Origin of the sequence: Psychroserpens damuponensis, assembly GCF_000826655.1 — a bacterium.
GTDB classification, from domain to species: domain Bacteria; phylum Bacteroidota; class Bacteroidia; order Flavobacteriales; family Flavobacteriaceae; genus Psychroserpens; species Psychroserpens damuponensis.
The window spans coordinates 411,763-434,980 of sequence record NZ_JXJO01000017.1 but is presented as its reverse complement, the minus strand read 5'-3'; the positions used below and the strand labels follow the sequence as shown (position 1 = coordinate 434,980).

Here is a 23,218-nt window from a genome sequence, read left to right as displayed (position 1 = left end):
TGATATTAGTTAAAAAGTCGTTAGATATAAATATATTTGTCAAAAACAACATTCATATGTTTAAAAGAATAGTATTTATCCTTTTAATTTTAGTATCGTTTAAAGGTGTTTCTCAAGATTTTTCTACACTTTGGGAAGGCTATTTTTCATTTTTCGATGTTAAAGATGTCACTAAAGGAAATGATAAAATTTTTGCAGCTTCAGAAAATGCTATTTTTAGTTATGATGTGTTTTCTAATGAAATAGGAAAAATCACCACTATTCAAGGACTTTCAGGAGAAACTATTTCAACTATTAAATATAGTGAAGACAATGATTTTTTAATAGTAGGATATGAAACAGGGTTAATTGAGATTGTTTTTGATGGTGATTCTGAAATTTTATCCATAGTAGATATTCTTGAAAAAGAAAGTATTTCTCCAGTAATGAAAAAAATAAATCATTTTAACGAAAGCAACGGACTGTTATATATTTCTACAGATTATGGTATTTCTGTCTATGATTTAGACCAATTACAATTTGGTGACTCTTATTTTATTGGAAATGGAGGCAGCCAAATAGGGATCACTCAAACAACAGTAATAAATGATTTTATTTATGCGGCTACAAATGCAAATGGTATAAGGAAAGCTGATTTAACTAATACTAATTTAATTGATTACCAACAATGGACTACTATAGTAAATGGAAGTTTTATAGCTATACAAACATTAGGTAGTCAACTGTATGCTGTAGATCAAAATAATGTTATTTATGACATTGTAAATGATAATCTTAATTCATTATTTACCTACCCATCTTTACCTGAAGATGTGAGATCTGTAGATTCAAATTTAATAATTACCTTAAAAGAAAATGTTTACGTTTATGATGAAAATTTCAATCAAATACTAACAGCTTCTACAAATTCAGATTTTGATACAGATTTTACTTCTGCAACGATATCTGAAGATGATGTTTATATTGGCACTACAACAAGTGGTGTATTGAAAACGATTTCAGGAGATTCTCAAACATTTGATGTTATACTACCAGAAGGACCATCAAGCAACCAAGCATTTAAAATTGAAGCTGGAGATGGCGAATTATGGGTGACTTATGGAGACTATACAGTGTCATTTAATCCATCACCTATTCAATCTAGAGGAATAAGTATTTTAAGAGATCAAGAGTGGAAAAATATACCATATGATAGCTTATTAACAGCTAAAAATTTAGTAGATATTGCTATTAACCCATTTAATCCAAGTCAGGTATATATAAGTTCTTTTCAAAATGGAATTTTAGAATTAAATGATGATCAGGCAACGATACTATACAATCAAAATAATAGTGGTTTAGAATCTTTGGTGTTTCCACCAGCTCCAAATTTTGTTAGTATACGTCAATCTGCTTCTAAATTTGATAGAAATGGGCTTATGTGGACAATTACTTCAAAAGTTGATCGTGCATTAAAATCTTATGATCCTGCTACAAACGAATGGGAAGGTTATAGTTTTTCAGAAATATTACCAGACGCATTAAATGATGATGCAGGTTTTGGTGATCTAGAAGTTGGCAATGGTGGTATGAAATGGGTAAGCTCTTTTCTTAATGGTGTTATTGGTTACAACACTGAAACTCAAGAAATGAATAATATATATTCCGAAGAACAAAATATGCCTTCTACTTTGGTAAGAGCTTTGGCATTAGATAGTAGAAACCAACTTTGGATAGGGACTATTAAAGGTATAAGAGTCTTGTATAATACTTCTAATTTTATTGATGATCCCAATCCTACAGTTAGTACTATCGTTATTCTAGAGGATGGGATACCAACAGAGTTACTTTCAAATCAATTTATAACCGATATTAAAGTTGATGGATCAGATAATAAATGGGTTGGCACGTTAGATTCGGGATTGTTTTATTTTTCTCCAGACGGTCAAGAAACAATATATCAATTTACTACAGATAATTCTCCTTTACCATCAAATACAATATCAGATATTTCAATTGATCCTCAGTCTGGTAGAGTTTACATCGCTACAGATAGAGGTTTGGTGTCATTTTCTTCGGGTGGAACTAAACCAAAAGAAACATTAGAAGAGGCGTATGTATATCCAAATCCAGTTAGACCAGAATACGATATTTTAGGTTTTGATGATTTAAATAATATTAACAATGGTGTAAAAGTATCGGGTTTAACAGATAATGTTAACGTTAAAATTACAGATATTGAGGGTAACCTCGTTGCCGAAGCGCAATCTGGAGTGAATCAACGATCTTCAAAACAAAATTATAATTTTGCTATTGATGGAGGTACAGGAGTTTGGAACGGTAAAAATTTGAGAGGTAATATCGTGGCTTCTGGAGTGTATTTGTTTTTAATATCCGATTTAGATTCATTTGAAACGAAAGTTTTAAAATTATTAATAGTTAGGTAACCAACTTTTTAATATGCTTAATACCTCTAAAGTTATTGTGCTTTCTAAACTTAAGTATAGAGATAATGACCTCATAGTTAAATGTTTTACCCAACATAGAGGTGTGGTTAGTTACTTGCTTAGGGGAGTTTTAAATAGTAAAAAGGGTCGTTCAAAAGCCGCTTATTACCAATTACTTTCTCAACTTCAAATTGAAGAAAATTATAGGCAAAACCAATCTTTACAATCTATAAAAGAAGTTCGTTTAGATTATAATTTTGCAACGCTCCATACCAATTTATTTAAAGGATCTATAGTCATGTTTCTTTCTGAAGTATTATCATCGGTATTACGAGAAGAGGAAGAAAATAAACACTTATATTATTATTTAGAAACTACTTTTAGGTGGTTAGATGCCAAAGACGAATTTTCAAATTTCCATTTACTTTTTTTATTAAATTTAACAAAGTATTTAGGGTTCTATCCAGAACTTTCTCATGAAAACCCACTATATTTTAATTTAAATAATGGACTTTTTGAGTCCAGAAAAGAGGATGTTTATAGTATTTCAGGTGAAAATTTAACAATCTTAAAACAGCTCTTAGGCACAAATTTTGATGCATTAGAGTCTATAAAACTAAATTCAAAACAAAGACAGTCATTTCTGGCGATGCTGTTATTGTATTTTGAATTACATTTGGGCAGTTTTAGAAAACCAAAATCATTAAAAATTTTTAATCAAGTATTTAATTAAGTTTATGAAGTTTAGATTTTCAGTTCTTCTTTTGTTTTCATTTTTTATAAGTAACTCTCAAACTGTAACAGTACTTGAAGAGGGTTCTAACGAACCTATATCTGGAGTAGCTATATTCAATTTGAAAAAAGATAAATCGGTTATAACCGATTTAGATGGTAAGGCATCAATTGCACTTTTTGATACGAATGAAACCCTATATTTTCAAAACTTATTATACATTCAACGCACTATTAAAATAGCTAAATCTGGTGTTGATTTTACTGTGTATCTCGTCCCTAAAATTGAAGACTTAAATCAAATTGTTATTTCTGCATCTAAATTTGAGCAAAGTAAAAGAGATATTCCTCAAACGATAGTCAATATTAATGCTAAAGACATACAGTTTGAAAATCCACAAACTAGTGCAGATCTTCTAGAAAGTACTGGTAATGTATTTGTTCAGAAAAGTCAATTAGGAGGAGGGAGTCCTATGATTAGAGGGTTTTCTACAAACCGATTACTCATTACTGTAGATGGTGTGAGAATGAATAACGCTACTTTTAGAGGTGGAAATCTACAAAACGTCATATCTATTGATCCCTTTACAATTCAAAACACAGAAATAACATTAGGTGCTGGCTCAGTAGTATATGGTAGTGATGCTATTGGTGGTGTCATGAGTTTTTATACTAAAAAACCACAGTTGTCGTACAAAGATTCATTGTTTTTTAATGCTAATGCGGCAGTTAGATATGCATCTGCTAATAAAGAAAAAACTGGACATCTAGATTTAAATTTCGGATTAAAAAAATGGGCCTTTTTAACGAGTTTTAGTTATACAGATTTTGATGATCTTAGAATGGGTTCACATGGTCCTGACGACTATCTAAGACCTGAATATGTTCAAACCATAAATGGCGAAGATATTATTGTTCAAAATGATAATCCTCGTATTCAAAATCCAACTGGCTATGATCAAATTAATGTATTGCAAAAAGTAAGATATGAACCTAAAGAAGATTTAAGCTTTGATCTAGGATTGTATTATTCTACAACATCAAGCTATTCAAGGTATGATAGGCTCATACGATATCGAGGAGACGATTTACGTTCTGCAGAGTGGGATTATGGACCACAACGTTGGTTTATGGGTAATTTTCAAATGACTAAATTAAGTAGCAGCTCTAATCTTTACGATAAGCTCCAAACCACAGTTGCCTATCAAAATTTTCAAGAAGGTAGATTTGATAGAGATTACCAATCTACAGATAGAAGTATTAGAGAAGAAGCAGTAGATGCCTATTCTTTTAATGTTGACCTAGAAAAAGATCTTAGTGAAAAAAGCACCTTATTTTATGGGTTAGAATATGTATATAATCATATTAATTCAACAGGAGAACAATTTGATATAGAAACGAATACCAGCTCTCCAACCGTGTCTAGATATCCAAATGGTTCAAATTGGCAATCTATGGCAGCGTATTTAAGTTATAAATATAAACCAAATTCCAAATTTGTAATTCAATCGGGTTTAAGGTATAATCATGTGATAGCAAATGCCGATTTTACTGAAAATAATCAGTATCTAAATTTACCATACGATTCTACCAAGCTCGATGCAGGAGCGCTAACAGGAACCGCAGGTATAAGTTGGAATCCTAGTGAAATGATACAATGGAAATTAAATGCATCAACAGCCTTTAGAGCTCCAAATATCGATGATTTAGGTAAAGTTTTTGATTCTGAACCTGGATCTGTGGTTGTGCCTAATCCAGATTTAAAACCTGAATATGCCTATGGAGGAGAATTAGGGCTAAGATTAAATTTCGATTCTATTTTTGTTATTGACCTTGCAACATATTACACGTTTTTAGATAACGCTTTGGTGAGACAAGATTTTACCGTAAATGGAGAATCAGAAATAATGTACGATGGTGAGTTAAGCAACGTACAAGCCATTCAAAATGCTTCTAAAGCTTGGATTTATGGTTTTGAAGCTGGTTTTCAGTTTAATATTAGTAACAGTTTAAAACTCACATCTCAATATAACGTCATTGGAGGAACAGAAGAAGACAATGGTATAGAAGTGCCAGTAAGACACATAGCTCCTAATTTTGGAAACACACATTTTTCTTGGAAACAAGGAAAGTATCAAATTGATGCTTTTGCTGAATATAATAGCGAATTGTCATTTCTAAATCTAGCACCTTCAGAGCAGGTTAAGGATTATATTTATGCCTTAGACTCTAATGGGAATCCGTATTCGCCTTCTTGGTACACGTTAAATTTAAGAACCAAGTACCAATATTCTAAGTCACTTTCAATAACAGCTTCGTTAGAGAATGTTACAGATCAACGTTACCAAACCTACTCATCTGGTATTGCATCACCAGGACGAAATTTAATTCTGTCTTTAATGTATAGCATATAAAAAAAAGAGATTAAGGCATGGCGCCAAAATCTCTTTTTTTAATACATTCCTTTTGTTTTATTAATTCCTTTTTATAGCTTTTTTTGTAATAACTTGTCCGTTAGAAAGTGTCACTCTAGCAATATAAGTCGCTTGACTTAAGTTAGATAAATTATAAGTTTCAGTACTGTTTTGACCGCTTAACTTATAAATAGTTCTACCCAATACATCTATGATTTCAACAGTGTTGATTGTTATATTTTTTTCTACGGAAAATCTAACTTCTCCACTACCTAGTTCTATTATAGTTAAATCGTTAGGCGTTAACTCCTGCTCGTTAACCGAAAGTGTTTCTGGTTGAAATACAATATCGAAACGGTTGTTGAATTCTCCAATTTCCGAAGTAAACGTATAATCATTAGCACTTAAGTTATGTGTAATATTCATAAGTTTATCCTTAAGGTATACTGTGTTTTCATTCATAAAGTCACCTTCAAGTTCTGCAATAGATAGTTTGTATAGTGTTGCTTCATCTATTGAGGTGTAGAATCCTAAAGGTATCACCTCTTCAAGAGTTAAACTATTGACTTCTTTACCTTGTATGGCTAATTTTATATCACTAGTATGATTTATTAATGAATAGAGTAAGGAACTAGCGTTGTTAGATAAATTTCTTTTAGCATCGTAATACATCCCATCATCATTGTTGGTTGCGCCATTTACATAGCCTACAAGTATTTGGTTAAAAATTCCATTATCTGAAGTTAAATCTAAACGTATTTTATTGTATTGAACAATGTTTGAAGTTCTAAAGAATTGATCGTTATTACCAGTAACTCTCATGCTGTTATTAAAAACCACATCAGTTGTGCGTATTGATCCACTTACAGCTGTAGAAGTTGACGCATCACTCATAGAAACAAAAAATCCTTGCCCAGACGGGATGTGTCTAGTTGGAACTACACCATCACCTCCAGCATTTTGTCCTGTGCCATTAATAATTGCATAATCACTTTGAGTATAGTTTAAGTTTTCATTACCGTTTGTATCTCCATCTGCAGCTGTATTGTGTGACCAAAAGTAAATGGCTCCATCTGTTCCATTAACATTTTGATCAATACTCGTGTTGGTGGCTAAAAATGCATCTGCATCAATTGCAGAAGGGTAAGGGTTACCAATAAAGTTCCAGTTGTTATCATTAGTTTCAGAATCATTTCTATAAATAGGAACATTGATTACACCATTATTAAATGGACCTTCAAAAACGTATATATATTGTGCAGGCATAAATCCAATACTATTGTGGGTTGACGCATATCCAACACCAGGTAACATTGGGTCTGTGCCTGTAGCTGTTATCCAATCGTCAGCATTATCATCAATATCATCTTGTCCTGCATTGGTAGCATCATCATTCATGTTTTCTTGAGTAGCATCTAAATAATTTTGAGCATTATACCAAAAGCGTCTTGTAGTAGAGGCTTCGGAAAGTCCATCATTTAAAAGCTCACCAAAAACAGGAGAACTCCAATAGGTATATTCTTGATACGTAGCCATAGGAGCCGTTTCCTTTTCTACCATAATTTTATTTCTCGTACTTAATACATCACCATTAACAATGGCTAAATCATCAACTTGTACAAATGAACCGTCTGTTGAAACAACAATGTTTCCGTTAACTGTAACATTGTTTTGTACTTTAACAAACGTATTGTTTGCAATATCTAAAGTGTATGTTGGATTTACTATAAGTTGACATGCTTCAAAACTTGTTTGGCCATTGGTACCAATACTAGTATTGTAATCACCATTTATTATCGCAATCTTATCAATTGTTGGTGGAGTAGACCAGTTGGTACCATCCCATACTGCACCATCTGCGACTAACTTAACTGCGTTACTAGCTGTATAACAAGTGGCAGTATTTTCACGTACTTGACAATAAAATTGATATTCATTGTATGCCAAATTATTTACAATTTCCAAAGTATCTGTTGTGACATTATTAAAATCTGCATTGTTAGGTACAACAACAAAAGCTGTTGCATTAGGAGCTAAATAATACCATTGGTATACTAAACCAAATCCTGAAGGTACACCTTCAGTAGCTGTTATAGACAATGAGGTAGATGTTGCACAGCTAAACGTTGGATCACTTAGTATTGAAACTGTTGGTGGTACTCCAAGAGAAAAATCATAAAGCCCAAAATTACTATAATCAGAGTCTCCACAAGATGTCCAATCAAATTCGTCCCATTCTGTAATATCAAAAGTTGTCGTTGGTAATGTAGCAGCAGTATTTTGTCTTCTATAGTTAACACCATCACCATTAATACCTAAACCGTTTGCCCAAGTTGAACTTCCTATTTCTCCAAATGAATCAATTGGAGTTCCTCCATTAAAGAGTTGTATGGCATCAGAGCTATTATTATCAAAATTAATTCCACCAGCACTATTAAAACTTTGATCAGGTAAACCACTAGCAAGTCCTGTTGCAGATAAATCACATGATGTTGTCCCTATACTTATAACATGAAGTTCTCCAGGAGCTAAACTACCTACAAGAAATGATGTTGTTGATGGTGTTGCGTTTCCGTTATTAAAAACTCTAATGCTATAATTGGCTAAGTTGATTGTACTTGCGGTTCCATTAAAAATTTCTAAGAGTGAAGAACTTCCAGTCGAAGCATCAGAAATTTCACTAATAAATAAATCTGAAGGAACAGTTGATACAGCAGCAGTTTCACAGCCACCAATTACAGAATCAATCACTGTAAATGAATTTGAAGAAGAACAACCCGTAGAAAATAAAACTTCTAGACTCCCACTTATAGCACCAGCAGGAACTAACACAACTAATTCTGAAGCACTTGTAGATACTATGGTCATGGCATCACCATTAATTGTTGCCGTAGCACCAGTTAAGTCATTTGCAGATGTGATGGTCACCTCAGTATTTTCTGGACCTTCGGTTGGCCACATAGAACTGGTTAAAACTGTTGAGCAAACCGCATTTCCTTGAATATCAAATTCGTATGTGTTTTCATCACTATCTGAATTTAAAATTCTCACAGTAGCAGTTCTTGTGCCATCTGCTGTTGGTGAAAATACAATTCTAAATTCTGAATCAGCTAAAGAACCAATAGTTGCTGCAGGTTGTTGTACGACATTAAAGTCTCCAGGATGTGCACCAATAATTTCTACTCTAGGAGCACCAGTTAAATTAAGTGTTGTTGCACCAATATTCTCGACAAAATAACTTTTAAAAGCACTTGTTGTTGAAACGTCTTGAGCTCCAAATAAGGTGTTATTTAAACCATAAGGCGCATTAAAACCATTTGCAATAGTTATATTGTTTCCTTTTACATTAATTTCTGCACCTGAAGGTTGTTGTACAATAACAGTATAATCTTCTACTTCTCCATCAAAGCCATTTTCACAGGATGTAGAGTAGTTGTTATATTTTGACGCAACTCTCATTCTTGTAGCTCCAATAGCAGCATTTGTTGGTATTTCAATTGATAATGGAGAGTTATCAGTAACCACTGAAGGATTTGTTCCAGAAGGATCATCTGCTAAACCTAAATCATATTCTTCTCCAGAGTCATTAAAATTTCCGTTTTGATTCCAATCTATCCAAGCACGATTATAGTTAGTATAATCTCCATCTGTATTTACAGATACTGTTAGATCATAAGAATCTCCTAAATTAACAGTAGTAGATATGGATGTAAAATTAGAATAATCATTATCTTCAATAGGTGTTGTATTGTCTATAGTGTTAAACTGAACACGTCTTATTCCTGTTTCGTAACCATCAGTTCCGTCACCACTAGAAGGACAATACGTCAAAGAAGGTACTGCGCAAACTTCAACACCTTCAGACCAATTTGAGCCTCTACGTATAAAAACTTTAAAGCAGTAGTTAGTTCCATTAGTTAAGCCACTTAAACCTTTAGAGCTAATTGTTGAAGTGGTTGCGTACATTATTGAATTTGGTCCAGAATAATTTACATCAGTATTTGGATACGTTCCAGATGGTGTAAAAACTACTGCACCTTCATTGGCTACGATTATTAATTGATCAAAACACGATGTTGGTAATGGGTTGTTCCAACTTAAATTCACTTGATTGGTTAGGGGTGTAGCGGCTAAGTTACTTACATCTCCTTGAGCAGTTTCATTCGTTACAGTGCTTCCACCAGTTCCTCCTCCAGACCATCCTGTCAGAGCTTCACCTACATAGGAATACACGGTAAAAGAATAATTGTTGTCTTCAATTAAACCTGTTATTGTAGCAGTAGTTGCAGTGCCTTTATACACAACGCGTCCTAAACTCGCAGGAGTTACAGGAGTTGCAGCAGAAAAATCTGAATTAGCTGTATAAGTATTAGCATCTGTTTTTGTACCTGCAGGATCTGTTCCGCCATCTAAAGCAAAAATCATGTACCCTGTTGGTGTTCCAGTTCCTGGAGCATTCCAACTTAATATTACACTATCGTCATCAAAACATCCTTCAGCACTAGTGACATTACTAGTTGGCGTATTAGAAAGCGTTAGCGTAGCTGCATTAGAATTTACAGTTCCACAAGTATTAGTCACCACACAACGGTATTGATTGTTATGCATTGCAGCAGCTGTTGCTCCAGTGGTATATGAGTTTGTTGTTGCTCCTGTGCCTCCTGTCACATTTGCCCAAGTGCCTCCTCCATTTGTAGAAACTTGCCATTGGTATGTTGGAGTAGGAGAGCCAGAAGCTGTCACTGAAAATGTTGCCGTATTTGGGATGACTCGTATAGCATTTGCTGGTTGTGCAGAAATTGTTGGAGCAGAATTAATAACAACAGCATAACTTGCAACTCCTGTAGACCAACATGACGTTGCTGTTAAAAATGTTCTCACATAATAGGTTCCTGTTGCGGTGGCATTAAATGTTCCTGTTGCATTATTAGCTGTAGAAGTTCCTGTTGCAGTGGTTTGCCAGTAGTTAACTGTACCTGGTAGTGCTGCTCCTGTATATGTTAATGTTGTATTATCACAAGCAGGAGTTGTTCCTGAAATTGTTCCTGTTGGATCAAGAGGAGGTGTGCAAGATGAAGTGCCATCTAATACAATATTGTCTAGACCAAAAGCTTCGTAATTTGCATTTGAATTACATACAATTCTTATGTTTAAATTAGTCCCAGTTCCTGTAAAATTATCTGTAGTAATAGTTTGTAATGCATATGTAAGCACTAATCCATTTGCTGTATTAACTCCTCCTATGGCATTTCCAGAAAGTTCTAATGGGTCATTTGTTACTGGACTAGATAAACTGTAAAGTGTTGACCATGTACCAGTGCTGTCGTAACGATATTCAACAGTTATTTCATCACTAGCATCCCAATCGTTTGGCACTCCTCCAAAATCTATACTCAATTCTAAGTTAGAATAACCAGTAATATTTATAGGGTCCAAAGTCAAAACTCCTGAATTACCAGAATTAAAAGCTTTAGGATTTGAACCAACAAACATCCAATTTCCAGTAACATTAGTATATGTTCCTCCACTTTCATAAATTGTTCCATCTCCAGGCATTGCTCTATGGAAATATTGATCACCAGGATCTGCAGAAGGTAATTGAGAAGGTGTATGCGAATAACCAGATAAATTTGTTTCAAAATCTATTGTTGTGGGAACTTGCCCAAAACCAGACAGAATTGCGCATAGAAATGCTATAAAAATTAGGGAGTAATTTTTCTTCATAGGGATACTAATTAATTAGGTACTTTAAAACCAGTCACCTAATATACAAAATTACTTTTTTGTGAGCCATTGAAAGTCACTGTTTTATTAACAAATTGTTATACTTTTGGTAAATGAATCCATCAAAAACATATACTATCGATGAAGCGCAAAAACGTTTAGAAAGTTATTGTGCTTATCAAGAACGTTGTCATAAAGAAGTCACTCAAAAATTGTATGATATGAAGATGATCCCAGAAGCAAGAGATCAAATTATTGTGCATTTATTGCAGCATAACTTTTTAAATGAAGAACGTTTTGCTAAGGCTTTTGTGAGAGGTAAATTCAGAATTAAAAAATGGGGAAAACAACGTTTGCAATTAGAGTTAAAACGAAAGGATATTAATAAAACTCTAATTTCTATTGGATTAAAAGAAATTGATGAAGATGAGTATATAAATACTTTTAATGCGCTTGCTGAAAAAAAAGTAGTCACAATTAGAGAGTCTAACGTACAAAAGAAAAGAAAAAAACTAGCCGATTACCTGTTTTATAGAGGTTGGGAAAGTCACTTAGTTTATGATAAAATACGTGAATTGATTCCATAAAAAAAGCATCTTAAATTTTAAGATGCTTTTTTTATATGGTATTTGATTTGCTTATAAATTAAAAACTGCTCCAATATTTAAAGCAAATTGATTGTGAAGATAGTAACCAATATCTGATTTGTCATCGCTGTACTTTGCTAATGGGAATGTTGCTTCTGTAAAGATTCCAAAACCATTAGTAAAGAAATAGCGTGCACCTACGTGACCACCAAAATTCTTTAAACTTAAGCTTAAACCAGGATATAAATCGAAATTATCATCAATGTTTAATACGTTACCTAAGTTAGCATTGAAACGTGCTTTTAAATCAAAACGGTCTCCAAAATTAGCATCTAAACCATCAATACCTAAGGCATAAGCTGAAGAAATTCCTACCGAAATATTTTCTCCTAACCCATAGTCAAAACTTGCATTAATTCCTGTAGCGTGATCTTGGATATTAGCTCCAATTTGAAATTTTTGATCTCCTTTTCCTTCATATGCCTGAGCATGAACTAACGACACTGAAACCAATGCAATAAGTAAAAATAATTTTTTCATTGTTTTTATTAATTTTATGAATGTGCAAATATAAACGTTTTGCACATTTAGACATGATTTAAGTTTTATTATTCGTTCTAACGATGGCTTGTTGGTTTTTCCAATCAATCCATTGTTGACCTTTTAAACGTCTCATGAGATTATCATAATTGCGCATTATTAATACGTTGTAAACTGCTTTTCCAAAATTTTTGGGATGTCTTGCAATAGCTCTTAAACTCATTGAGAAACCAGGAGTAAGGTATTTCATGTAGTGCCAATATCCTTCTGGCATGTATAAAACTTCACCATGTTGTAATTCGCATTGCCAACCTTTAGCTTTTTTTAATGCCGGCCATTTTTCAAAATCTGGATTAGAAAAATCAATATCTTCTCGTGTAATTAATGAATGCGGAATGTGATACAAATAGTCATTTTGGTCTTGGTCAAACAAAATACATTGCTTTTTGCCTTCAAAATGAAAATGGAAAATATTAGCCAAATCAATATCGTGATGCATGAAGGTATGAGAATCTTTTCCTCCAAAAAATAGCATTGGCAATCGTTTCATGAGTTTTAACCCAAAATCAGGAAAGGTATAATCTTTTTGTAACTGCGGAATTTCTTTCAACACATTCCATAAAAAAATACGGTATTTGGTAGGCTCATTTTTTAAGAGGTCTACATAATCACTCATTTTCATTGTTGCATGTGGTTCATTAAAACCATCTTTATAGTCTACAGGACGATCATCATACAAGGGTACAATTTTATCACCAGCAACAGTTTTCATATAATCAAGATTCCATTTTTTATAGGCAGGCCAATCATTGATATATTGCTCAATCACCACAGGTTTTTGTGGCTTAAAGTACTGTTTTATAAAGTCCTCTTTGCTAATGTTTTTAACGCGAGGAATATCTTGAAGGTTGAGTTTCAAAAGTGAAAAAAATTTAGGTTTAAAGTTAAGAAAACGTTACCAATTGAAATTAATTGTTTGTTAAAGTTATACGTTTAAAAAACGATAAGGGTTTTGGAGTTGTCACATTTCCGAAGAAAAAAGAAAATGTTATTATGGCTTTTTAGCGCTTGTCAATTTTGTATTTACTCGAGTTTGAAACGATTAAAAGATAAGGGATGCCAATAACAATGGCTCCAAAAAACAGGTAAATTTCAATCTTTGGTAGTTCTAGCCAATACGAAATGGCGTACCCAATAATCATGAGTATAGCCATGCCAAACATGGTGTTTCTAAATACTGTTGCAATGCCATTGATATCATATTTTTCTTGATTTGTTTTTGACATGGTATTGTAGCCAGCAATTAAAAAATAGAGTTTAAAATTCTTGATGAGAACACCAAGAATTATAAATATGATAGCAACAGATAGGCTCATTTATTTGAGAACTTTAGACTTCTGTTTTGCAACTTCATTACGTTCAATTTTGTGCTCTGGTCGTGTCCATTTTGGCTTTTCGCCTAAAGCTTCATATTGAGAATCTGTAGCTTCTACAGTTTCTGGCTGCATTTTTTTAATGAATGGTTTTTGAGGGTTTAAACCTAAAAGTTTAAACATGTCCATGTCTTCGCTAACATCTGGATTAGGTGTTGTTAATAATTTGTCACCTGCAAAAATAGAGTTTGCACCTGCAAAGAAACACATAGCTTGACCTTCGCGAGACATTTCTGTTCGTCCTGCACTTAAACGTACTTGCGTTTCTGGCATTACAATTCTTGTTGTGGCTACCATTCTTACCATATCCCAAATTGAAACTGGCGTTTGGTCTTCTAGAGGTGTACCTTCTACAGCAACTAAGGCGTTGATGGGAACTGATTCTGGTTGCGGATTTAAAGTTGCTAAAGCCACTAGCATTCCTGCTCTATCTTCTGGTGTTTCTCCCATACCAATAATTCCGCCAGAACATACTGTAACATTAGTTTTTCTAACATTATCAATGGTTTCTAAACGGTCTTCATAACCACGAGTAGAAATAACCTCTTTATAATATTCTTCACTAGAATCTAGATTGTGATTGTAAGCGTATAAACCAGCTTCGGCTAAACGTTGTGCTTGGTTTTCTGTAATCATACCAAGTGTGCAACATACTTCCATATCTAGTTTGTTAATGGTTCTTACCATTTCCAACACTTGATCAAATTCTTGGCCATCTTTTACATTTCGCCAAGCTGCTCCCATACACACACGCGAACTTCCTGATGATTTAGCACGTAAAGCTTGAGCTTTTACTTGTTGAACGGTCATCAAATCATTACCTTCAATATTGGTGTGATATCTTGCCGCTTGCGGACAGTAGCCACAATCTTCAGGACAACCGCCTGTTTTAATAGATAATAAGGTTGAGACTTGAACTGTATTTGGATCATGATGCTCACGATGAATTGTGGCAGCATCAAAAAGTAAATCCATTAAAGGCTTATTGTAAATTTCTAATATGTCTTCTTTAGTCCAATTATGTTTCATCTCGCTCATAGTATTTGCTTAGTCATTTAGAGGTCAAAAATACTTATTTTAGACCCATAAACTCGTCAAAAATTTCATAAAATTTTTGTGGTTCTTCAAGGTATGGATTGTGTCCGCTTTGCTCAAACATTTCAAACTGAGCCTCAGGCATAAAGGTTTTGTATTGCACAGCAAATTCTGGAGTAGATACACCATCATAACGTCCTGCAATGATTAAGGTTTTTGCTTTTACATCTTTTAATTGTTGTCTATAATCTTGATTTATCATACTGCCAGACACATCAAAATCACCATCTTTACCAATAATTGTAGTGTATACATCTCCTGCCCAACCTCTATATGTTGTCTTCGGAACTTTAGATCTAAGCGTCGTATTATGATAGTAAATATACTTTGTTGGGAAATTACCATACACCGTTTTTAAAGGCTCTTGACTGGAAAGGTAGCCCAATTTCCGAAGTGAATCTACAGCCACCCATTTCTCTGGAAAATGTGTTTTCGCATAATGGTTATAACTATCGCAATTGGCTTGCCACATGGCTCCAGAATGAAACCCATTGATTAAGACCATAGTTTTGACCTTGTTTTTATATTTGATGGCATAGGCTTGTGCAGGAACGGTTCCGTAGCTATGACCTACAAGAGAGATGTTGTCAAATTTTAAGAGTTTACGCAATTTTTCAATAAGTTCAACATCGGCTTCAACGCTATATTCATTAACGTTTTTAGCATCATCACTCTTGCCACGACCTAACCAATCAAAAAACACAACCGTATTGGTTTTGTAATAGTGACCAAAAGCACCTTGCATATAATCATGAGAATTTCCTGGACCTCCTGGTAAAAAGAAAATGGGATCACCTTCACCCAAAACTTCTACATTGATCTTGTAACCATCAATTTCATAGAATTTTGATTCAAATTTTTCAAAGATGTTTGGGTCTGTTTGAGAATATATTGTTGACCATGTAAAACATGCAAAAACAAGTAACGCTTTTAATGTAGAGTTCATATGGATGAATTTATTGTAAATATAAAAGAAAAATGGCTGTCTATAAACTTGTTAAATTCTAAATGGATTGTGTAACGACAAAGAAATTGTCTAAAATAGTATCAATCTTAATATACATGAAGATTCTTCACTGCGTTCTGAATGGCATTTCGATTTTTTTTTAAAACTAGTCTTTAGTTTATTATCATATAGAAGAGAGTATGACGTAAGAACCTCTTAGAAGCAGATAATACATGCATAAAAAATAAAAGGGAAACAAAAAATCCGCCAATTGGCGGATTTTCAAAACTCTATACGATTAGCTCTTATCGTCTTCTTTTTTCTTCGGAAGAATTTGAGCGTCTTCAGCTTGTATTTTGTCTTTACCTTTTAAATACTCAGGTAAATCCATACCAGCCATGTTAAACATTTCTTGAAGTGGTGGCACTGATTTATACATTCCTGATAAGAAATTTGCGGTTGATGATTTTCCATCTTCGCCATTTCCACCTTGATCCCAAACAGTTACTTTATCAATTTTGATGTTTTTAATAGCTTCGGCTTGTGTTTTCACCAATTCTGGTAATTTATCTGCAATTAATAATAGTACAGCATCACGACTAGAATTTCCGGCAGCTTTAACAATTTGTTCCATACCAGCAGCTTGCTTCGTTAAGATTTCAAATTGACCTTGTGCTTCGGCTTGTGCCTTAAATAATATCGCATCGGCTTCACCTTTTGCTTTACGTCTTATACGCTCAGCTTCAGCTTCTGCATCGATCTCTACTTTGCGTTTATCTATTTCTGCAGGTACAATAATATCTGCCATTTGAGACGAACGCTCACGCTCAGCCCTTGCAGATTCTGCTTCTTGCTCTGCAGCATACGATTCTTGTAACGCTTTTGCACTTTGTACTTTCTCTGAGGCGATTGCCACACGCTCAGCTTCTGCTTCACGTTGACGACGTAACGAATCTGAATTTGCAACGGCAATTTTTGCTGTATTTTCTCCTTCTACAGCTTGTGCATTTGCTGCAGCAACTTGTGATCTTTCATCTTGTACAGCATTTGCTTCACCAATAGATCCATCTCTAGTTTTCTCTGCAACCGATTTACGTGCTGCGTTAATGGCATGTGCTGCAGCTTCTTTACCAAGTGCTTCAATATAGCCAGACTCATCAACGATATCTGTAATGTTTACGTTGATTAACTTAAGACCTACTTTCTTTAATTCAGTCTCAACACTTTGAGAAATATTGGTTAAAAATTTATCTCTATCGTTATTAATTTCTTCAATATCCATAGAGGCAACCACGAGACGTAATTGACCAAAAATGATTTCTTTGGCTAATTCTTGAACATCTTGAGCGCCTAAACCTAAAAGACGTTCGGCAGCATTTTGCATCACACCAGGTTCTGTAGAGACACCAATGGTAAAACGAGAAGGTACGTTTACACGAATGTTTTGTTTAGATAAAGCGTTTACAAGATTTACCTCAATAGAAATTGGTGTTAAATCTAAAAATTCATAATCCTGAAATACAGGAATTATAAAGGCTGCTCCACCATGAATACATTTGGCCGATTGTCCGCCTCCTACTTTTCCGTAGACCACTAAAATACGGTCAGAAGGACAACGTTTGTAGCGTTTAATTAAAATGATAATAAAAACAAAGACAAATAATATGGCAGCAATGGCTGCTATAGGAAAGCCTAAATCAAAGTTTTGTGTCACTAGGTAGTTCATATGTTTTGGTTTTAATTGGTTCTATTGCTTTTTTTGTAGGTTCTACTATGAGTATGCCATTAGTAGTGATATCTACCACTTCAATAATGGTTCCTGTTTTTAATGCTGTAAGCGAATCTGATAATGCTTCGAGCTCTCGTAAAGTCCCTTGAACTCTAACGCTTACTTTACCCATGCTTTCACGATTTGCGCCAACGGTAAGATAAATTTCTCCAATGGCACCAATAGCATTTTTGTATTCTAAAGTTCCGCTATTGGTTAATTTACCCATGGCATAAAACATGGCAGCCATGATGGTCATCATTAACAATCCGCAAAATAAGGCGATAATTACAGTTACGGGTTTTGAAAATCCAGCATTGATACATGCAATGCCAATCCATCCAAAAATGGTAAAGAAACCAACAAGGTTTTTAAAGGTGATAAATTGAAAGCCAATACCTGCATCACTTTCTATTTCAGAATCTATACCATCAAAATCATCTCCACCATCCATTCCTAAAAATGTTGTTATGATTACAAAAACAAAAATTAGAGAGCCAATGAGCGCAATAATCCAAAAGAATTGTGAGAATCCATCAAGTGCTGAAAACCATTCCATAGTCGGTTAGTATTAAAAATTAATAGTTAAAGGTAATATGTTTAAAACTGCCTTACAATTTTATTTTGATAGTAAAATAGATACTGCATTGCTACCAAATCCTACTGCATTTACAAGTATGTATTTGATGTGTTGCGGTGCGTTGGCTTTTAGGTAAGGTACTGAGATGAATTTTTGATGTTGTAACATCATAACTGCCATTTCAATATTTAAAAGTCCGGAAGCACCAAGGCTGTGACCTATCTTCCACTTATTAGTAGTTAATGAAGGAGTTTTGTTACAAAAAACCGTATTAATTGCATTTATTTCTGCCTGATCACCTTTAATAGTTCCTGGTGTATGTGTAACGATAACATCAATGTCATCTGGGTTTATGTCGCCTAAAGCCATTGTCATAGACCGTTGAAAACAAATAGCATTTGTTGATAAGGATGCGTTGTGTTTTAAAATTTCGGTAGCATAACCTACACCAATAATTTTTGCTAAAGCATTGTTGTGTGCTCCCAATTCTAAACAAGCCATAGCTGCACCTTCACCAAGAATCATGGCGTTTTCGGTTTTATTTGGGTTTAGGGCTTGGTTTGGGTAAATGGATTTTTCGCTTCGCTCTGATTGACAGTTTGCTCTAGAATAAATTTTTAGGGCTTGCATTTGTGCAATAGTAAAAGGCGTTAAAGGCGCTTCGCTACCACCAACTAAAAATTTGTTACACATACCAGATTTGATCCAAGCAACGCCATTAAGCATAGCATGTAATGCGGTAGAGCATGTTATTGAATGCGAAATTTCTGGGCCTTTGGTTTGTAAATCATGAGCCACCCAAGAGGAGATGTTTCCTAAAGTTGTGGTTGGTGATGATAAGGTATTAGCTTTATCATTTTTTAGAAACTCCTCATGGTAATGTTCAAACAGAGCTGTTGCACCTCTTGACGATCCAATATTGATTCCAAAATTATCGGTAGATGACCATCCTGCGGTTTTAATGGCTTGTCTTGATGCGAAAATGGCAAATAACACCGAGTTGTCTAGCGATTTATACTTAACGTTAGATTGTCGTAATGTGTCTATAACTGCTTTTAATTTCTTCGGAAATGTGGCTACTAAAACTCCGTCTTTTTTAGTAAAACAATGGGAATCATTTAGATAGTTATTCCAGATACTGTCAGGTGTATTACCTAACGGAGAAATAGATGATAATGCAGTTATAGAAATTGGGTGTTGCAAGTAAAATTGTTTTGAGCAAAGATATTAATCTCGATTAGTTTTTTAGCAAGGATTAAGGTCTATCCTGCAAGGTTTACAAAACTTTGCAGGATGTATGAAAATACTAAACAATCTCCAAAGCCTCTTCAATGACTTGATATACTTTGTTAAGTTCTCCTGGAGAAATAATATAAGGCACTTGTATATAAATCGTATTACCAAGAGGTCTTAAAAACACACCTCTATCCATAAAGAATTTAAGAAGCTTCTCTCTTAAATCTCCATAACGTTCCATTTTAGTGTTGAGATCTAAAGCAAAAATGACGCCTAGATGTCTTGTGGCTTTTACTTTTGGATGGTTATTTATGTGATGAGAGAAATCTTGGTGTGCTTTAGAAATACGTTTGATGTTTTGTTGAATTTCCGAAGATAATAACAGCTCAATCCCAGCAATTGCGGTAGCACAAGCAATTGGATTTGCAGAGTAAGTATGGCAGTGAAAAAAACCTTTTGCCATATCATTACTTAAAAACGCATCATAAATATTTTGAGTACACGATGTAATTGCCATTGGTATTAATCCTGCGGTTAGCGCTTTACTCAAACAGATTATATCAGGTTTGGTCTCTATATGATGTGATGCAAAATGTTGTCCTGTTTTGCCAAAACCCGTCATGACTTCATCTGCAATGGTTAAAATTTGATGTTGCTTGCAAAAGGATAGAATGTCGTTTAAACCCTTGGCATCATGAATTTTCATTCCTGCGGCACCTTGTACTAAGGGTTCGTAGATAAATCCTGCGATGCTATGTTTTGTATTGAACGTTTTTAGGAGGTCTAAAATTTGTTCTGTATTTGATCCGTTTGGTGTTGGTATGCGCTTAACGTCTATTAAAAACTCCTCAAAAGGACCGTTATATACTGATAAACCCGAAACACTCATGGCACCAAAGGTGTCGCCATGAAATCCGTTTTCAAAAGCGATAAAAACAGAACGTGAATCATTATTATTAAAGTGAAACTGTAAGGCCATTTTGATGGCAGCTTCTACAGCAGTTGATCCATTATCATTAAAAAAAATCTTGTTTTGACCTTTAGGAAGTATTTTTATGAGGTCTTCAGATAATTTTATGGCAGGTTCATGGGTGAAATCACTAAACATGATTTGATCCAGTTGCTGCATTTGTTTATACGTCTGCTCGATAATATAATCATTGCAATGTCCATACATAGATGTATACCATGAAGAAATAGCATCTATATACTCGTTACCATTTTCATCGGTGAGAATGCATCCTTTTGCTTTTACAATGGCCAAGCTTTCTGGGTGTAGTTGGTGTTGTTTTAATGGATGCCAAAGGTGTTTTTTGTCTCTTTGTTTTAAATTCATATTCTACATCATGCTGAACTTGGTTCAGTACCTCAATATTTAATTATTTAAAGTTTCTAGATTTGGGTTTGTCTTTATACTACTTTTTCACTCTTACTTTCTGGTAACAAAATTAATTGTTTTTGTCATTCTTGAGAGGACCATCTTTTGTGATTGCTAAAACGATTTTAAATGACCTCTAAATTTATCAGCATACTCCAAAACTACGTTTTTATCAAAATAAGGTTCTTCATCAATACGACCAATGATAGTTACGTTTGTCATTTTTTTAATAATAGCTTCGGTTGTTTTGTGCTCATTTCCAGAGAATATAAGAGCCACTTCAAACCCTTTGTTTTTTAGTAAATTAATGGTTAATAAAGTATGATTGATACTGCCTAAATAATGTCTAGAAACGACAATAACTTTATAATTAGGTTTAATGAGGTCTAAGATTGTGTCTTTATCATTTAGTGGTACTAACAAACCTCCAGCACCTTCTATTACCAAATTATTTTTGGTTTTGGGCGCTTTTATATTGTTTAAATTTATGGTGACTCCATCAATATTAGCTGCAGCATGCGGACTCATGGGTGTTTGTAACGCATAACTGTTTTCATGGAATTTGGTGGTTGTGCTAGTAATTAAATTTTGGACTTTTTTGCTATCGCTATGTTCTAACTCTCCTGCTTGGATAGGTTTCCAATAATCGGCCTCTAAGGCTTGAGTTACAATGGCAGCCGCTATTGTTTTACCAACTTCTGTACTAATACCTGTAATAAAATAGGTGTTCATTTTGTTTTAAATGTTAGGACTCATGGGTTTAATCTCTTCTTTTGTAAATTGTGTTTTACAGGTTTCACATTTGTATTTATAACGTGTGTGAAATGGTAAGGTGCCAAACAGAAAACCAGCTAGAAAGGCGAAAAATGATTTAAAATTGGTTATTGTAGAGTATAATTCTATTTTGCCACTACCACAATTTGGGCATTCAATTTGGTTGCCATCATCATCTAATGAATACCTATTTATGGTACTCAAAATATGTTTGGCCTTCATGGCATCTCGTGATAAAACTTGCAGTTTTACACCGCCAATTGCATTACTAACCAAAGGATCTGTGTCTATGGTAAGGTGGTCTTTTAAAAAGACTTCAATACCATCTGCCTCGAGGCGTCCTTTTATAATTTGCGCTTCGGTAGTGTATTGATATCTTGCTATGGTTGTAAACGTGTTGCTCATTTTTTTCCGAAGAAAATAATTTAAAATGCAAAGGTAGTGAGTAACTCTAAAACATTAGTTATTTGTTGGGTTGTATTATAGCTATGTATGCAAAAACGTAAGCGTTCTTGGTTTTTGGGTACCGTAGGAGAGAGGATGGCTTTGACGTCAAACCCTCTATGTTTTAATGCTTCGGAAATGTGCTTGACTTGCTCATTTCCGCAGATAATACAACAATGGATCGAAGAATTACTGTCTATAAATAGGTGCTGAAGTTGTAGTCGTTTAATTTCAGAATTAAAAAATTGAATGTTTTTTTTAAGGTGCTCTAATTGAGATTCTTTTCCAGCGCTCTCGATGACAAGTTCATTATACGACGCTTTAATAGTTGCCAAACTATGAGGAGGCAATGCTGTTGTATAAATAAAAGGTCTCGAAAAATTGATGAGGTAATCTTTTAACTCTGTACTGCCTAAAATTGCTGCGCCATGACAACCCAATGCTTTACCAAAGGTGATGATTCTTGCAAAAACTTGATTTTCTAATTGTAGTTCACAAACTTTTCCGTTACCAATATGTCCAAAAACACCAATGGCATGAGCTTCATCTATAATAAGGTTTGCCTTGTATTTTTTACAAATTGTAGAGAGTGTTTTGAGATCTGGAGAGTCGCCATCCATAGAAAAAACAGATTCTGTGATGACGTACATTTCGTTGTCATTGAAACCTAAGCGAAGAATCTCTTTCTCTAAACTATCTACATCATTATGTTTAAACTTATATGCTTTTGCATTGCTCATTTTGATCCCATCACGAATGGAGGCATGGCAATATTCGTCGTAAAAAATAATATCGTGTCGTTGAGGTATGCATGAAAAAAATCCTAAGTTAGCATCGTAACCAGAATTAAAAATAAGTGCGTTTTTAGCGTTATGATATGTACTTATTTGCTGTTCGACTTTGTGGTATAAACTGTGGTTTCCAGATAATAAACGCGAACCTGTGGCTCCGTTTTGACTGAGATTATTATCTAATAGATAGTGATGAGCATTATTAAAAATAGGTTTTGATTTAGAAAACCCTAAATAATCATTTGAAGAAAAATCAACTAAGGTGTTGGCTTGTCCCAATTGCCTAAATGCATTTTCATTTTTGCGACTGTCGAGTTTGTTTTGAAGTTTTTTAGGAATCATATTTAAAG

The 23,218-nt window shown here is 34.1% G+C and carries 17 protein-coding genes; 4 read left to right on the top strand and 13 right to left on the bottom strand.

Annotated features, from left to right (window positions below):
* Positions 1 to 56: 56 nt before the first annotated feature.
* Genes porZ through TD29_RS10685 form a run of 3 tightly spaced genes read left to right on the top strand, consistent with a single transcriptional unit; the run spans position 57 to position 5,572 of the window.
* Positions 57 to 2,426 carry a type IX secretion system anionic LPS delivery protein PorZ gene (gene porZ, locus TD29_RS10695; RefSeq protein ID WP_040280731.1) on the top strand — a complete coding sequence of 790 codons (2,370 nt, stop codon included), beginning with the start codon at positions 57 to 59 and terminating at the stop codon, positions 2,424 to 2,426.
* A gap of 13 nt (positions 2,427 to 2,439) precedes the next feature.
* Positions 2,440 to 3,159: a DNA repair protein RecO gene (gene recO, locus TD29_RS10690; RefSeq protein WP_040280581.1), complete on the top strand. Its 720-nt coding sequence runs from the start codon at positions 2,440 to 2,442 to the stop codon at positions 3,157 to 3,159.
* Positions 3,160 to 3,163: 4 nt separating this feature from the next.
* Positions 3,164 to 5,572 (top strand): TonB-dependent receptor, encoded by a 2,409-nt coding sequence (locus TD29_RS10685; protein WP_040280579.1) that lies wholly within the window; start codon positions 3,164 to 3,166, stop codon positions 5,570 to 5,572.
* Positions 5,573 to 5,632: 60 nt separating this feature from the next.
* Here the strand turns inward: TD29_RS10685 and TD29_RS17945 are convergent, their stop codons facing one another.
* Complete coding sequence (locus TD29_RS17945; RefSeq protein WP_052467079.1) at positions 5,633 to 11,296, bottom strand: GEVED domain-containing protein; 5,664 nt, start codon at positions 11,294 to 11,296, stop codon at positions 5,633 to 5,635.
* 113 nt (positions 11,297 to 11,409) lie between these two features.
* Here TD29_RS17945 and TD29_RS10675 point away from each other — a divergent pair, with 113 nt between their 5' ends.
* On the top strand, positions 11,410 to 11,883 hold the full coding sequence (locus TD29_RS10675; RefSeq protein ID WP_040280578.1) for a regulatory protein RecX: 474 nt from the start codon (positions 11,410 to 11,412) through the stop codon (positions 11,881 to 11,883).
* 51 nt (positions 11,884 to 11,934) lie between these two features.
* Here TD29_RS10675 and TD29_RS10670 read toward each other — a convergent pair whose 3' ends face one another.
* The 12 genes from TD29_RS10670 to TD29_RS10615 form a co-directional block, all read right to left on the bottom strand.
* On the bottom strand, positions 11,935 to 12,423 hold the full coding sequence (locus TD29_RS10670) for a DUF6646 family protein (RefSeq protein WP_040280576.1): 489 nt from the start codon (positions 12,421 to 12,423) through the stop codon (positions 11,935 to 11,937).
* Positions 12,424 to 12,481: 58 nt separating this feature from the next.
* Positions 12,482 to 13,342, bottom strand: a complete 861-nt coding sequence (locus TD29_RS10665; protein ID WP_040280575.1) for a cupin-like domain-containing protein — start codon at positions 13,340 to 13,342, stop codon at positions 12,482 to 12,484.
* Between the two features lie 142 nt (positions 13,343 to 13,484).
* Positions 13,485 to 13,799 carry a DUF3784 domain-containing protein gene (locus tag TD29_RS10660; protein ID WP_040280574.1) on the bottom strand — a complete coding sequence of 105 codons (315 nt, stop codon included), beginning with the start codon at positions 13,797 to 13,799 and terminating at the stop codon, positions 13,485 to 13,487.
* The gene (bioB, locus tag TD29_RS10655) at positions 13,800 to 14,894 is read right to left on the bottom strand and encodes a biotin synthase BioB (RefSeq protein WP_040280573.1); all 1,095 of its coding nucleotides are present in this window, start codon (positions 14,892 to 14,894) and stop codon (positions 13,800 to 13,802) included.
* 34 nt (positions 14,895 to 14,928) lie between these two features.
* Entirely contained in the window at positions 14,929 to 15,897 is a 969-nt protein-coding gene (locus TD29_RS10650; RefSeq protein ID WP_040280572.1) for an alpha/beta fold hydrolase, read from the bottom strand.
* 298 nt (positions 15,898 to 16,195) lie between these two features.
* Positions 16,196 to 17,623: a flotillin family protein gene (locus TD29_RS10645; protein ID WP_052467078.1), complete on the bottom strand. Its 1,428-nt coding sequence runs from the start codon at positions 17,621 to 17,623 to the stop codon at positions 16,196 to 16,198.
* Positions 17,595 to 18,224 carry a hypothetical protein gene (locus TD29_RS10640; RefSeq protein ID WP_040280570.1) on the bottom strand — a complete coding sequence of 210 codons (630 nt, stop codon included), beginning with the start codon at positions 18,222 to 18,224 and terminating at the stop codon, positions 17,595 to 17,597. Before TD29_RS10640 ends, TD29_RS10645 begins: the two co-directional genes overlap by 29 nt.
* A gap of 60 nt (positions 18,225 to 18,284) precedes the next feature.
* The gene (locus tag TD29_RS10635; protein ID WP_040280569.1) at positions 18,285 to 19,448 is read right to left on the bottom strand and encodes a beta-ketoacyl synthase N-terminal-like domain-containing protein; all 1,164 of its coding nucleotides are present in this window, start codon (positions 19,446 to 19,448) and stop codon (positions 18,285 to 18,287) included.
* Positions 19,449 to 19,551: 103 nt separating this feature from the next.
* Positions 19,552 to 20,817 carry an adenosylmethionine--8-amino-7-oxononanoate transaminase gene (gene bioA, locus TD29_RS10630; RefSeq protein WP_040280568.1) on the bottom strand — a complete coding sequence of 422 codons (1,266 nt, stop codon included), beginning with the start codon at positions 20,815 to 20,817 and terminating at the stop codon, positions 19,552 to 19,554.
* A 156-nt stretch (positions 20,818 to 20,973) separates the two neighbouring features.
* On the bottom strand, positions 20,974 to 21,591 hold the full coding sequence (gene bioD / locus TD29_RS10625) for a dethiobiotin synthase (protein WP_040280567.1): 618 nt from the start codon (positions 21,589 to 21,591) through the stop codon (positions 20,974 to 20,976).
* A gap of 6 nt (positions 21,592 to 21,597) precedes the next feature.
* Positions 21,598 to 22,038, bottom strand: a complete 441-nt coding sequence (locus tag TD29_RS10620) for a putative signal transducing protein (RefSeq protein WP_040280566.1) — start codon at positions 22,036 to 22,038, stop codon at positions 21,598 to 21,600.
* Between the two features lie 20 nt (positions 22,039 to 22,058).
* Positions 22,059 to 23,210 (bottom strand): aminotransferase class I/II-fold pyridoxal phosphate-dependent enzyme, encoded by a 1,152-nt coding sequence (locus tag TD29_RS10615; RefSeq protein WP_040280565.1) that lies wholly within the window; start codon positions 23,208 to 23,210, stop codon positions 22,059 to 22,061.
* Between the last annotated feature and the right edge of the window lie 8 nt (positions 23,211 to 23,218).

Coding starts and splice junctions, on each gene's coding strand:
- TD29_RS10650 (WP_040280572.1), bottom strand. CDS start 15,897: ATGAACTCTACATTAAAAGCGTTACTTGTTTTTGCATGTTTTACATGG.
- TD29_RS10675 (WP_040280578.1), top strand. CDS start 11,410: ATGAATCCATCAAAAACATATACTATCGATGAAGCGCAAAAACGTTTA.
- bioA (WP_040280568.1), bottom strand. CDS start 20,817: ATGAATTTAAAACAAAGAGACAAAAAACACCTTTGGCATCCATTAAAA.
- TD29_RS10660 (WP_040280574.1), bottom strand. CDS start 13,799: ATGAGCCTATCTGTTGCTATCATATTTATAATTCTTGGTGTTCTCATC.
- TD29_RS10620 (WP_040280566.1), bottom strand. CDS start 22,038: ATGAGCAACACGTTTACAACCATAGCAAGATATCAATACACTACCGAA.
- TD29_RS10640 (WP_040280570.1), bottom strand. CDS start 18,224: ATGGAATGGTTTTCAGCACTTGATGGATTCTCACAATTCTTTTGGATT.
- recO (WP_040280581.1), top strand. CDS start 2,440: ATGCTTAATACCTCTAAAGTTATTGTGCTTTCTAAACTTAAGTATAGA.
- TD29_RS17945 (WP_052467079.1), bottom strand. CDS start 11,296: ATGAAGAAAAATTACTCCCTAATTTTTATAGCATTTCTATGCGCAATT.
- bioB (WP_040280573.1), bottom strand. CDS start 14,894: ATGAGCGAGATGAAACATAATTGGACTAAAGAAGACATATTAGAAATT.
- bioD (WP_040280567.1), bottom strand. CDS start 21,591: ATGAACACCTATTTTATTACAGGTATTAGTACAGAAGTTGGTAAAACA.
- TD29_RS10670 (WP_040280576.1), bottom strand. CDS start 12,423: ATGAAAAAATTATTTTTACTTATTGCATTGGTTTCAGTGTCGTTAGTT.
- TD29_RS10685 (WP_040280579.1), top strand. CDS start 3,164: ATGAAGTTTAGATTTTCAGTTCTTCTTTTGTTTTCATTTTTTATAAGT.
- porZ (WP_040280731.1), top strand. CDS start 57: ATGTTTAAAAGAATAGTATTTATCCTTTTAATTTTAGTATCGTTTAAA.
- TD29_RS10615 (WP_040280565.1), bottom strand. CDS start 23,210: ATGATTCCTAAAAAACTTCAAAACAAACTCGACAGTCGCAAAAATGAA.
- TD29_RS10645 (WP_052467078.1), bottom strand. CDS start 17,623: ATGAACTACCTAGTGACACAAAACTTTGATTTAGGCTTTCCTATAGCA.